At 63.1% G+C, this 11,472-nt stretch carries 13 protein-coding genes; 8 read left to right on the top strand and 5 right to left on the bottom strand.

Going from position 1 to position 11,472, the window contains the following annotated elements; all coding sequences use genetic code 11:
* Positions 1–58: 58 nt before the first annotated feature.
* From LB552_RS05615 to LB552_RS05605, 3 genes are all read right to left on the bottom strand, one after another.
* Positions 59–859 carry a class II glutamine amidotransferase gene (locus LB552_RS05615; protein ID WP_224602615.1) on the bottom strand — a complete coding sequence of 267 codons (801 nt, stop codon included), beginning with the start codon at positions 857–859 and terminating at the stop codon, positions 59–61.
* A gap of 148 nt (positions 860–1,007) precedes the next feature.
* Positions 1,008–1,808 (bottom strand): class II glutamine amidotransferase, encoded by an 801-nt coding sequence (locus LB552_RS05610; RefSeq protein WP_224602613.1) that lies wholly within the window; start codon positions 1,806–1,808, stop codon positions 1,008–1,010.
* 16 nt (positions 1,809–1,824) lie between these two features.
* Positions 1,825–2,079: a DUF6356 family protein gene (locus LB552_RS05605; RefSeq protein ID WP_040994452.1), complete on the bottom strand. Its 255-nt coding sequence runs from the start codon at positions 2,077–2,079 to the stop codon at positions 1,825–1,827.
* Positions 2,080–2,194: 115 nt separating this feature from the next.
* Between LB552_RS05605 and LB552_RS05600 the strand changes: the two genes are divergently transcribed.
* The 5 genes from LB552_RS05600 to LB552_RS05580 all read left to right on the top strand — a co-directional run bounded on the left by LB552_RS05600 (position 2,195) and on the right by LB552_RS05580 (position 5,946).
* A complete protein-coding gene (locus LB552_RS05600) occupies positions 2,195–2,665 on the top strand; it encodes an Lrp/AsnC family transcriptional regulator (protein WP_095766090.1) in 471 nt (156 codons plus the stop codon).
* Positions 2,666–2,995: 330 nt separating this feature from the next.
* Positions 2,996–3,481, top strand: a complete 486-nt coding sequence (gene dut, locus LB552_RS05595; protein WP_224602611.1) for a dUTP diphosphatase — start codon at positions 2,996–2,998, stop codon at positions 3,479–3,481.
* Positions 3,482–4,141, top strand: a complete 660-nt coding sequence (locus tag LB552_RS05590) for an HAD family hydrolase (RefSeq protein WP_224602608.1) — start codon at positions 3,482–3,484, stop codon at positions 4,139–4,141.
* Between the two features lie 130 nt (positions 4,142–4,271).
* On the top strand, positions 4,272–5,060 hold the full coding sequence (locus tag LB552_RS05585) for a hypothetical protein (RefSeq protein ID WP_224602606.1): 789 nt from the start codon (positions 4,272–4,274) through the stop codon (positions 5,058–5,060).
* A 79-nt stretch (positions 5,061–5,139) separates the two neighbouring features.
* Positions 5,140–5,946, top strand: coding sequence for an isocitrate lyase/phosphoenolpyruvate mutase family protein (locus LB552_RS05580; protein ID WP_224602604.1), 807 nt, complete (start codon positions 5,140–5,142; stop codon positions 5,944–5,946).
* Here LB552_RS05580 and LB552_RS05575 read toward each other — a convergent pair.
* Both LB552_RS05575 and LB552_RS05570 read right to left on the bottom strand, forming a co-directional pair.
* Positions 5,943–6,638 (bottom strand): sulfate transporter family protein, encoded by a 696-nt coding sequence (locus LB552_RS05575; protein WP_224602602.1) that lies wholly within the window; start codon positions 6,636–6,638, stop codon positions 5,943–5,945. The genes LB552_RS05580 and LB552_RS05575 overlap by 4 nt on opposite strands.
* Before the next feature lie 64 nt (positions 6,639–6,702).
* Positions 6,703–7,605, bottom strand: a complete 903-nt coding sequence (locus tag LB552_RS05570) for a DMT family transporter (protein ID WP_224602600.1) — start codon at positions 7,603–7,605, stop codon at positions 6,703–6,705.
* Between the two features lie 299 nt (positions 7,606–7,904).
* Here LB552_RS05570 and LB552_RS05565 point away from each other — a divergent pair, with 299 nt between their 5' ends.
* From LB552_RS05565 to LB552_RS05555, 3 genes are all read left to right on the top strand, one after another.
* Positions 7,905–8,897, top strand: a complete 993-nt coding sequence (locus LB552_RS05565) for an adenosine kinase (RefSeq protein ID WP_224602598.1) — start codon at positions 7,905–7,907, stop codon at positions 8,895–8,897.
* A gap of 262 nt (positions 8,898–9,159) precedes the next feature.
* A complete protein-coding gene (locus tag LB552_RS05560) occupies positions 9,160–9,867 on the top strand; it encodes an antitoxin Xre/MbcA/ParS toxin-binding domain-containing protein (RefSeq protein WP_224602582.1) in 708 nt (235 codons plus the stop codon).
* Between the two features lie 380 nt (positions 9,868–10,247).
* Positions 10,248–11,411, top strand: coding sequence for a porin (locus LB552_RS05555; protein ID WP_140846668.1), 1,164 nt, complete (start codon positions 10,248–10,250; stop codon positions 11,409–11,411).
* The last annotated feature ends 61 nt before the right edge of the window (positions 11,412–11,472 follow it).

The following is an 11,472-nucleotide window of genomic DNA, read 5'->3' as shown; positions in this document are numbered from 1 at the left end:
ATTCAGCATCCGAAGCTCGCGAGCGCTTGATCGAAATTGCGCCAAGTGCCGATTTGCCTCACCCTGCCAGAGCCAACTGGATGGCCGCCGGCGCGAAAGGCTTGATGCTGGTGCTGTCGCGGGTCATGGTGACGAAACTCGACTGTGGAATCTCGTGCCAGGTCCGGCCGTCGCGATCGAACGGCTCGGAAACGATGCAGCGACCTACTCCCTTGGCGAAGGCGCCGGTATAAAGCGTCGGAGCATGCTCGTCGGTGGCGTAGCGAACGGCGTGAAGCGCCCGACCGTCGCTGAACGCAGCCGTCAGCTTCAGCGACGGTTCGATGCCGGCACCGCGCGCAGCCTCAAGGACGCGACTGGTGGCGCGCGACACCGCACCGTAGGGATCGTCCGAAAGCCCTTCGCCCATCATAAGCTGAAAGAACAGTTCGGAATCCGTGCTGCCTTCGATCTGGTCGAACAACGTATCGGAGAGGGAATTCTCGAGCGCGCGACGGATCTTCTCGAAGCCGCCGATCTGGCCGTTATGCATGAACGACCAGCGGCCCGAAACGAAGGGATGGCAGTTCGCGCGGCTGGTGGCGCCGCCTGTCGAGGCGCGCACATGGGCCAGGAACACGCCGGATTTTATCTGGCGTCCAAGGCTCCTGAGATTGGTATCGGACCAGGCCGGCAGGACGTCGCGGTAAAGGCCGGGTTCCGGCCGGTCACCGTACCAGGCTACGCCGAAGCCGTCGGCATTGGTCGGCGATTTCGCCTCCTTCGCGCCATGGCTCTGAACGATCAGGGAATGGGAGGGTGCGGCGATGACGTCCTCGAGGAAGATCGCATCGCCGAGATAGGCTGCCCACCTGCACATTGTTTGATCCTCTGTCGATGCGTTCTGGGCGCGCGAATGGATTCGCGATCCGTCGAGCGCCACGGATGACAGGAGGAAGCCTGGGTGTCCTTACGCCGCGCTTACGTTTTGCTGATCTCTGCCTGAATCCGGCAGCCTGGATCTTGCTTCAGCCGACCAGCGCCAGCGGGGCCGCCGCCGGCGCGAACGGACGGATGCCGGTGCCGCCCCTCGTCATGGTGACGAAGCGCGATGGCGGGATCGCCTGCCACTCGCCGCCGTTGCGGTCGAAGGGCTCGGAGACGATGCAATGGCCCTCGCGCTTCGCGAAGGCGCCGGTATAAAGCGTCGGCGCATGGCCGTCGGTGGCATAGCGGACGGCGTACAGCGCCTCGCCATCCGAAAAGGCCGCCGTCAGTTTCAAAGAGGGCTCGATGCCGGCCCGGCGGGAGGCTTCGATGACGCGACCGGTTGCCCGCGACACCGCGCCCTGCGGGTCGGTCGCCAGTCCCTGGTCGATCATCAAGAGGAAGAAGAGCTCGGAATCGGTGGTGCCCTCGCGCTGATCGAAGACCGCGTCGGAGAGCGTGTTCTCCAGCGCGCGACGGATCCTTTCGAAGCCGCCGATCTGGCCGTTATGCATGAACGACCAGCGGCCGGAGACGAAGGGGTGGCAGTTCATGCGGCTGGTGGCGCCGCCGGTCGAAGCGCGCACGTGGGCGAGGAATAGGCCCGACTTGATCTGCCGGCAGAGGCTCTTCAGATTGGGATCGGACCATGCCGGCAGGATGTCGCGGTAGAGTCCAGGCTCGGGCCGGTCGCCATACCAGGCCAGACCAAAGCCGTCGCCATTGGTCGGCGACTTGGCTTCCTGGGCGCAGTGACTCTGGGCGATCAGCGAATGGCAGGGCGCGGTGATGATGTCTTCGAGGAAGACCGCTTCACCAAGATAGGCCGCCCACCGGCACATCGCATTCCACCATCTATCAGGCGCGGTCCAGGAGAGCCTTTGGCTCCTTCACCGCGTGCGAGCCTCTGTTGTGCGTGCGCTCATAGAGCTCGCGAACGATTCGGCTGGCCGTAGTCTCGAACAGAAATGGCAAGAAAGCGTGAACGAGCGCGGCGCCCGCCGCCATCGACAGGCGCGAGCAGAACCAGGCGGCGAAAGCCATATGGCCGAAATAGGTCTCGCCGACCTTCTCCGGGTGAGCCGTGAACAGTGCCGTAAACCGTGTCGTCATGGTGATCCCTCCTGCCGGGATGAGTCCCGATAATGAGTATCGTGCCATACGGCTTTGGTTCATTGGTCCCAAATGGTCCTTGCTTTTCGATGTTTTGTGGGACATTCATCCCAACATGGCGACGGAAATCGATGAGATTGATCGAAGATTGCTGGCTGAGCTGCAACGCGACGGCACGCTGTCGGTCGACCAGCTGTCGGAGCGGGTGGCGCTTTCGCGCAATGCCTGTTGGCGGCGTGTCAAGCGGCTGGAGGAAGATGGCGTCATCACCGGCCGCGTCGCGCTGGTCGATGCCGACAAGCTCGGGCTGGGCCTTTCCGTCTTCATCCTGGTCCGCACCTCCAACCATGATCCGGACTGGCTGCAGAAATTCCGCGCGGCGGTGACCGGCTTTGCCGAGATAACCGGCGTCTACCGCATGTCGGGCGACCTCGACTATGTGCTGAGGGCCCGCGTCGCCGACGTCAAAGCCTATGACCGCCTCTACCAGCGGCTGATCGCCAAGGTGGCGCTATCGGATGTCTCGGCCTCCTTCGTCATGGAGGAGATCAAGGAGACCACGGTGGTACCGGTGGAACTGCGCTAGGTAGGCCGAGGCCTCCGCGACTTCGTCATCCACGGGCGGAGCGGGAGCGAAGCGGACGCGGAGACCCGAGGATCCATTCCGTTACCTCGATCAGAGACTGCGGCGGAGCAGAATTCTGCACCGTTGCGACGCTTTGAGGTCACGGAATGGATCCTCGGGTCTGCGCCGCGTCGCTTCGCTCCTTGCTCCGCCCGTGGATGACGAAGTGACGAGTGTTTTCGCCAATCGCCAAAGTAGACCGCGAGGCCATAGTCACGCCAGAAAGAAAGCCGTTGATAGTATGGCGGGCGAGTTGACCGAATCGCCGCACGCGCCGATAGGATCGATTTCATGCGCACGGCTGTCCATTCTTCCTCCGTCATCGGCCCCACCGTCGGTTTCGTCAGGCTTCCGCATGGCGATGGCCTGCCTCTACCTGCCTATGAGAGCTCAGGCGCCGCCGGCATGGATTTGCGCGCCGCGGTGCCGGAGGACCGGCCGCTGCTCATCCTGCCAGGAAAACGCGCGCTGGTGCCGACCGGGCTCGTCCTGGAAATCCCGGAAGGCATGGAAGGCCAGGTGCGGCCGCGCTCGGGCCTTGCCTTCAAGCATGGGCTCACCGTCCTCAATACGCCCGGCACCGTCGACAGCGACTATCGCGGCGAGGTGAAGGTGCTGCTGGTCAATCTCGGCGACGAGGATTTCTCGGTGACGCGCGGCATGCGCATTGCCCAGATCGTTTTCGCGGCCGTGACCCAGGTTGCGGTCGAGGAAAGAGCATTGGCCGGCGGCACGGCGCGCGGCGCAGGCGGCTTCGGGTCGACCGGCACCGCTTGAATGGCAATCCCCAAGCTCGTTATCTTCGACTGCGACGGTGTCCTGGTCGACACTGAGAACCTTGCCAACAGGCGCCTCGCCGAATGGCTGACCGTCGCCGGGTTTACGACCACGTTCGAATATTGCCGCAAGAACTTCTCCGGCCGCAGCATGGCCTCGGTGCAGAAGGAGATCGAAGAGACGACCGAGGTGCGGCTCGGCGCCGACTTCGTCGAGCGCTGGAATGCCGGCCTGCCGGACCTTTTTTCGAACGGGGTCGAAGCGATCCCTTATGTGCGCGACTTCATCGATAAGGTGCGGGCCGCGGGCATCGCCTATTGCGTCGCCTCCTCGGCGCGCGTCGCGAAGATGCACATCACGCTGGGCCAGACCGGGCTGTTGCCGCTGTTCGAGCATGCGATGTTCTCGTCCACCATGGTCAGCCGAGGCAAGCCGTTCCCGGATCTCTTTCTGCATGCGGCAAGGACGATGGGCTTCGCGCCGGCCGACTGCATCGTCATCGAGGACAGCGTCGCCGGTACCCAGGCCGGCATTGCCGCCGGCATGCGGGTGTTCTCCTATTACGCCGATCCGCTCTCCGATCGCGATGGCCTGGCGGCGGCCGGCGGCATATTGTTCGACGATATGCGCGACCTTGCCGGGCTCGTGCCGATCCGCTGATCGCACCCGGCTGCGCATCGCAACGCGCCGTGCTAGCGTGAGCGCATCCGAGGGGGCGCGGCCGGTGATTTCCACCTTATGCCGTTTCATATTTGCATGCCTGCTGCTGCCATGCGTGTGCGCGGCCGCGATGGCGCAGGCCGTCAGCTTTCCGGAACTGAACAGCGCCGTTCCCGGGCACCAGGACGTCACCTATTTCGACCTCGCCAAAATGATCGTGCCTGATCTCAAGCCCGGCGACGACGGCTTCTACACAGGCGGCGCGCCGATCGAGATGCGCGACATCCTCGGCGGCTACGATGGCGGATCGCCGCCCGAGGCCGTCAACCTGCCGAATGCGGCGGTGCTGGCCATCAAGGCCGGCGGCAAGGACCGGCTGGCGATGCTTCTCGACCTCGGCCAGGCGCAGGACAGCGCCGAAGGGTTTGCCGCGCTGGCGCTCTACGATCTCACCGGCAAGCCGAGGCTGCTCGACGCCGTCAATGTCGGAACCGACCGGAGCACCTATTTTCGCGGTCCAGGAAAACTCCCGATCAGTGCGGGCGACGACGCGCTCATCACCATGAGCACACATTTCAATTCGAACCAGGGCTATGTCGGCACGATCCTGATCCTCGTCCGCGACGACCGCTTCGAGCCTATCGACCAGATCAACACGTTCGACGAGAATGTCTGCGCCTACAAGCGCACGCAGGACCTGTCCTTCTGGACGCTCGGCGGCGACAAACCCTACGCCGCGATCAAAGTGACGGTGACCGATGCCACCAAGCCGAGCGGCGAGAGTTGCGAGGAGCCGGCGCCCAAGGCGGTCTCGCATGACATTTCCGTCACCTATCGCTGGAATAAAGCCAGATCGCGTTACGCAAGCAATTCCGACGCTTTCGAGAAATTGTCAGCAGAAAACGCCAAACGTTTCTGAGCCGCAAGCATTCGTTTGCCCGGTTCAAGCGGCCGCTATAAATTCGCCGCACGACCCAACTCATGATTGAGGACCTGCCATGGACGACAAGGGCAAGATTTTTCGCGATCTGCACGCCTCCACCTTCGTCATGCCCAATCCCTGGGACATAGGCACGACAAAGCTTCTTTCTTCGTTCGGCTTCAAGGCGCTGGCGACGACCAGCGCCGGCTTCGCCTTCTCGCGCGGCCTGCCGGACGGCGCCGTGACCTTCGACGCCATGATCCATCATTGCCGAGAAGTGACGGCCGCGACGGACTTGCCGGTTTCGGCCGATCTGGAGCGCGGCAAGGGGGACAGCCCAGAACAGGCGGCCGAAACCATCTTCGCGGCCGAAGCCGCCGGTCTCGCCGGCTGCTCGATCGAGGACCACACCGGCGACCCTGGCAATCCGATCTACGATTTCTCGCTGGCGACGGAGCGCGTCGCTGCCGCTGTCGAGGCGGCCCGGGCGCTCAAGCATGATTTCGTCTTCACCGCGCGGGCCGAGAATTTCCTGTGGGGCAAGACAGACCTCGACGACACCATCAAGCGGCTTCAGGCTTTCGAGAAAGCCGGCGCGGACGTGCTCTATGCGCCGGGCATCGGCGACGTCGAAATGGTGCGCACGATCTGCTCGTCGGTGAGCCGGCCGGTCAATGTGATGGCCCGACCCGGCTTCACCATCGCCGACCTTGCCACGGCCGGAGCCAAGCGCATCTCGCTCGGACCGTGGCTGACCAATTTCGCCTATGGCATGCTGGAGACGGCGGCGCGCGAAATCCAGCAGGACGGCACCTTCGGCTTCGCCCGGGCGGCGATGCCGTTCGGCAAGCTGCAGGCGCTGTTCCGCGGCGGCACCAATTAAAGCAGTTCCCGCGCCGAAACCGCCTTGTGCAGGTGCACCATCATGGCGGCGGCGAAAAGCGGCGTCAGAAGGTTGAGCAGCGGCACGGCAAGGAACACGGCGATGACCAGCCCGGCCAGGAACACCGTGCCGGCATGTTTGCGGCGCAACGCCTTGGCCTCGGGCTCGGGACGAAACCGCATGGCGGCGAACTCGAAGAATTCGCGGCCCAGCAGATAGCCGTTGACGATGAAGAACGCGGCAATGTTGATGCCCGGCACCAGCAACAGCAGCAGCGCGACGATGTTGCCGAGGACGACCACGCCGAAGAATTTGACGGCCAGCGCAAGCGAATGCAGCGCCGGCACGGCGCGGCCGGGCGGATCGTTGGGGTAGTCGGTACGTTCGACCACTTCGGCGACATCGTCGAGGAACAGGCCGGCGACGATCGCGGTCACCGGCGCGATGAGCAAGGCCAAGCCTACAGCCAGAACGATGCCGGCGATGACGGCCCCCAGCCACCCGGCCCAGGACGGCAGGCCCGGAAGCAGCGTTTGCAGCCATGGCCAGGCCAGCCATTCGAGCAGGCTCTCCAAACCGACCCAGAGCGCCAGCAGAGCGAGCAGCGTCAGCCCCAGCGTCTTTAGAAAGACGGAGCGGAATTCGGGAGAGAACAACCGGCTGGCGGCGGCGCGGGCGGCGTCGAGGATCACAGCGTCTTCAACCCCTCATCGAAAAAGACGCTTCGCAGATAAGCAGGCTGGATGCCAGGCGCAACTATTGCGCAAGCCTGGCCCGCCTGGCCGGAATGGTCATCGCCGCGACGCCGGCGACGACGAAGGCCATGCCGAGCCAGGCCGCCGGCCCGAGGCTTTCGCCGAGGAAGACGGCGCCGATGCCGACGCCGATCGGCACGCGCAGATAGGCCTGCGAGGTGGTGCCGACCGAGCCCAGCGTGTGGATGAGGCGGAAATAGATGACGAAGGCCAGCGCCGTCGAGAAGACCGACAGGCCGAGCAGGGCCAGGATCGATGCGCCCGACGGCGCAAGCGTCCATGGCCGGTCGACAACCAGGCTCAGCGGCACAAGGATGGCGGCGCCGCAAAGCATCGAACCCGCGGCGGGTATCATCGGATCGAGGCCCTTGAAGCCGCGGCCAAAGATCGCAGCGCCGGCATAGGAGACCGTCGCGATGACGATCGCAAGCTGCGCCCACAATTGATGGCCAAGCCCGCCAAGCGCCTGCGTGCCGATGATGAGACAGATGCCGACGATGCCGGCGCCGACGCCGAGCAGCTTGCGCGCCGTTACGGGCTCATGGCGCGTGATCAATGCCGTCAGCAGGAAGGTGAAGATCGGCGACGTCGAATTGAGGATGGTGGCGAGGCCGGCATCGACCGAGCGCTCGGCGGCGGCGATCAGCGTGAACGGCACGACGCTGTTGAGACAGGCCTGGAAGGCGAACCGGCGCCATACTGCCGCATCGGCCGGCATGGCAAGGCCGCGCCAGCGGATGATGATGAAGAGAATGCCTCCGGCGATCAAGGTCCGGGCGGCGATGAAGGTCACAGGCGGGATCGTCTCGACGCCGATCTTGATGAAGGTGTAGGAAGCGCCCCACAGCACCGCCAAAACGCCAAGCAGCGCCAGCTCGGTGGACATTTCGCTCTTCTCGGACATTTCTGCGCCTTCCATTGCGGGAACGATCCGCTTTGTTGTTACGCAATTGCTGACGGAATACCGCCACTCACTTTTCCTGGAATTGCTTCTAGCCCATGGCGGCGCGGAAATGTTTCGATCGCCGCGAAACCATAGCGGTGAAGGCCGCGGTCGATATGGGCCAGTTCGACACGAACGCTGCCGCAGCCGGCGCTTCGCAAACAATGGCGATTTTCGGGGTAGGCAAAGCAATGCCAAGTCGCTAGACCCGCGCCCGGCCGGCATGCCAGATAGCCGGGCAGCCCTTGGCGGAGATTTTGATGCCGGAATATGACGTGCTTTGCATCGGCAATGCCATTGTCGACATCATCGCGCAGTGCGACGAAGCTTTTCTCGAGACCAACGGCATCATCAAGGGCGCGATGAACCTCATCGACGCCAAGCGCGCCGAACTGCTCTATAGCCGCATGGGTCCGGCGATCGAGGCTTCCGGCGGCAGCGCCGGCAACACCGCGGCCGGCGTCGCCAGCCTCGGCGGACGGGCCGCCTTCTTCGGCAAGGTGTCGAACGACGCGCTGGGCGAGATCTACACCCATGACATCCACGCCCAGGGCGTGGCCTTCGATACCGCACCGCTCAAGGGCGAACCGCCGACGGCGCGCTCGATGATCTTTGTCACGCCCGACGGCGAGCGTTCGATGAACACCTATCTCGGCGCCTGCGTCGAGCTTGGCCCCGAGGATGTCGAGGCCGACAAGGCCGCCGGCGCCAAGGTGACTTATTTCGAAGGCTATCTGTGGGATCCGCCGCGCGCCAAGGAGGCCATCCGGCAGACGGCGAAGCTGGCGCATGCGGCGGGCCGAGAAGTGTCGATGACGCTGTCGGATTCCTTCTGCGTCGACCGCTACCGCGACGAGTTCCTCGAGCTGATGCGTTCGGGCACCGTCGACATCGTCTTTGCCAACAGCCACGAGATCAAGTCGCTCTACCAGACCGCCTCCTTCGAGGAGGCGCTCGCCGCCATCCGCAAGGATTGCAGAATAGCCGCCGTCACCCGTTCTGAAAAAGGTTCGGTCATCGTGCGCGGCGACGAGACCGTCGTCATCCAGGCGACGAAGATCAAGGAGCTGGTCGACACGACCGGCGCCGGCGATCTCTACGCTGCCGGCTTCCTTTACGGTTACACGACCGGCCGCAGCCTCAAGGACTGCGGCGATCTCGGCTCGCTGTCGGCCGGGCTGGTGATCCAGCAGATCGGCCCGCGCCCGCGCCAGAATCTGCGTCGCGAGGCCGAGCAAGTGGGGCTTCTTTAAAGCTGCCCAATATGTACCGTTGCGTCACCGCCAACAGGGTCAAAACCGGCTTCTCTGTCGCGCCCCTGTCATAGAGCGCTCCTACACGCAAACTGAGGCGTACTGCGACTGACATTGCGGCACGCTAAACCAGGGGTGTGAAGATGCATGCCAGCAACCTGCCGGGCCGCGGCGTTCGTTGCCGCCGCAGTTTTTGCTTTCCGCAATAAGAATTTCATCATCGGCCGGCGCCTGGGAGGAGCGCCGGCCGCAAGACAGATTCATGACCAGATTCCAGAACTCGTCCGACGGGATTTCACAAGAGGCATTGGCAGGCCTGGTCGCCGAGGCGGTGCAGCAGGCCTTGATGCAGCAGGGCGTCCTGCTTGACACCGAGGCGCTGACTTCAGCCGGCAAGATTGCCGGCCATGTGGCCGCTGCCCTTCCCTTCCTGCCATCTGAGCAGCGCCTTGCAATCGATTCCTTCAAGGGCGATTGGACCGGCCTTGCCTCCGATTTTCTGCGCGAAATTGCGAAAAAGATAGCGAACAGGGATTCGACCTTCCCCGACCGCAGCTTCGAGACCCCGCCGAAACCGGAAGCAGGAAGGCCGATTGCACCGCATATCGCCGAGCGCGCCGCGGATCTCCAGTCGATGCTGATCGAGGATTGGGCCGGCGAAGTCGCCGGCTCCACCTATCTCGAGGACAAGCTCCGTATCCCGCGGTCGACGCTGCATCGCTGGCAAAGGCGCGGCGAGGTCGTTGCGCTGCGCAAGGGCGGCCGCAAACATGTCTTCCCATTGGCCCAGTTCGTCGACGGCAGGCCGGTGCCGGGGATCAGCGGCGTGCTTTCGACGATCGCCAATCCGAGGCTTGCCTGGTTCTGGCTAACCCGACCCTCGCCCGAGCTCGACGGCCGCATCCCCATAGAGATGCTGAGGGAAGACATGGTCGAGGACGTCATCCGCGCAGCACGCACTCTATCCTGACTCCCGTTTCGCGGAGTCGTTTTTTTCTATGTTTCTCGCCTTTCTTAGAAATTTATCCGGCAAATCGTCCGTCATAAAACTGTAACAATCGGCACATTTGGCACATTTTTCAGGTTATCCTACGTTCCGATTGTACTTATTGTTCAGAATGTCCCATCTTTGCATTTATGTGACGTGATATTTGCGCAACAAGACTTCCACAAGAGTTCAAAAGGCCGCCTTTCCGACACAATCCCTGTTGTGTGAGGCCAACGATTAGGCCATGTCCGAGGCGAAGAAGCGGCGCCGTTGCGCGCGCTTTTTCAACGATGGGGACGGGGGTGGCAAAGCCGAACGGCACGTCAGGCCTGTCTTGAACCTTTGACTGGAGATTCAAGAAAATGAACATCAAGAGCCTTCTACTCGGCTCCGCTGCGGCTTTGATCGCAGTTTCGGGCGCCCGCGCCGCCGACGCGGTCACCGTCGCCGAGCCGGAACCGGCCGAATACGTGAAGATCTGCGACGTCTACGGCGCCGGCTACTTCTACATCCCCGGCACCGAGACCTGCCTGCGCGTCGGCGGCTACATCCGCTATGACGCCGGCTTCGGCGACGTCGGCACTTTCGACGGCCGCAAGACCACCGACGTTCAGGACGGCGACTCGCAGAACAGCTGGAACAAGAACGCCCGTTTTAACCTGAAGACTTGGACCGGCCAGGAGACCGAGCTCGGCACGTTGAAGACCTATACCGAGACGCGTTTCAACTTCAAGAATGGTGGCCCGACGAGCACGCCAACGCTGAACTTCGCTTGGATCCAGCTCGGCGGGCTGCGCGTCGGCAAGGACGAGACGCCTTATGACTCGTTCATCGGCTATGCCGGCAACGTCATCCAGGACACGACCATCCCGTACGGCATAAAGGACACCAATGTCGTCAGCTACTACTTCGATGCTGGCAGCGGCTTCTCGGGCGTGATCTCCCTTGAAGAAGGATCGGACGTTACAGGTCTTGCTACCGGCACGGGTACGGGCGTTATCGCAGGCACGATCGACAGCTACGTTCCGCATGTCGTCGGCGGTCTGAAGTATAAGGGCGACTGGGGTGCGATCACCGGCGTCGTTGCCTATGACAGCAACTACGAAGAAGTGGCCGGCAAGGTTCGCCTGGATGTCAATGTCACCAAGGAACTGACGCTGTTCATCATGGGCGGCTACGGTACGGACGATAACTTCCGCGACGCGGGTAACGCCATCAACACCCATGGCCGCGGCTTCTACAAGCCGTGGGGCGGCAACTGGGCTGTCTGGGGTGGCGGCACCTACAAGTTCGACGCCAAGACTTCGTTCAACCTCCAGGCTTCGGCTGACGACGACAAGAACTACGCCGTGGCTGCGAACATCGCCTACAGCATCGTTCCGGGCTTCACGATCACAGGCGAAGTTGATTGGGACCATTTCGGCAGGTTTGACGATGGGATCGGTGACACCAATGTCGTCGACTGGACCAAGGCCGACAAGAAGAACAGCGTCGGCGGCATCGTTCGCTTCCAGCGCAATTTCTGATCGGACTGGCGATCTCAGGGAAGGCTCGCGGCATCGCCGCGGGCCTTTTCCAATTCCAAAC

This window comes from Mesorhizobium sp. CA7 (assembly GCF_020165015.1).
In the GTDB taxonomy this organism is placed as follows: domain Bacteria; phylum Pseudomonadota; class Alphaproteobacteria; order Rhizobiales; family Rhizobiaceae; genus Mesorhizobium.
The sequence above is the reverse complement of the archived record's forward strand: the minus strand, read 5'-3'. Positions and strand labels throughout refer to the sequence as shown.

What these genes read in the sequence shown, in the direction of transcription:
- LB552_RS05615 (WP_224602615.1), bottom strand. Translation starts at nt 859, where the DNA reads ATGTGCAGGTGGGCAGCCTATCTCGGCGATGCGATCTTCCTCGAGGAC.
- LB552_RS05610 (WP_224602613.1), bottom strand. Translation starts at nt 1,808, where the DNA reads ATGTGCCGGTGGGCGGCCTATCTTGGTGAAGCGGTCTTCCTCGAAGAC.
- LB552_RS05605 (WP_040994452.1), bottom strand. Translation starts at nt 2,079, where the DNA reads ATGACGACACGGTTTACGGCACTGTTCACGGCTCACCCGGAGAAGGTC.
- LB552_RS05600 (WP_095766090.1), top strand. Translation starts at nt 2,195, where the DNA reads ATGGCGACGGAAATCGATGAGATTGATCGAAGATTGCTGGCTGAGCTG.
- dut (WP_224602611.1), top strand. Translation starts at nt 2,996, where the DNA reads ATGCGCACGGCTGTCCATTCTTCCTCCGTCATCGGCCCCACCGTCGGT.
- LB552_RS05590 (WP_224602608.1), top strand. Translation starts at nt 3,482, where the DNA reads ATGGCAATCCCCAAGCTCGTTATCTTCGACTGCGACGGTGTCCTGGTC.
- LB552_RS05585 (WP_224602606.1), top strand. Translation starts at nt 4,272, where the DNA reads ATGGCGCAGGCCGTCAGCTTTCCGGAACTGAACAGCGCCGTTCCCGGG.
- LB552_RS05580 (WP_224602604.1), top strand. Translation starts at nt 5,140, where the DNA reads ATGGACGACAAGGGCAAGATTTTTCGCGATCTGCACGCCTCCACCTTC.
- LB552_RS05570 (WP_224602600.1), bottom strand. Translation starts at nt 7,605, where the DNA reads ATGTCCGAGAAGAGCGAAATGTCCACCGAGCTGGCGCTGCTTGGCGTT.
- LB552_RS05565 (WP_224602598.1), top strand. Translation starts at nt 7,905, where the DNA reads ATGCCGGAATATGACGTGCTTTGCATCGGCAATGCCATTGTCGACATC.
- LB552_RS05560 (WP_224602582.1), top strand. Translation starts at nt 9,160, where the DNA reads ATGACCAGATTCCAGAACTCGTCCGACGGGATTTCACAAGAGGCATTG.
- LB552_RS05555 (WP_140846668.1), top strand. Translation starts at nt 10,248, where the DNA reads ATGAACATCAAGAGCCTTCTACTCGGCTCCGCTGCGGCTTTGATCGCA.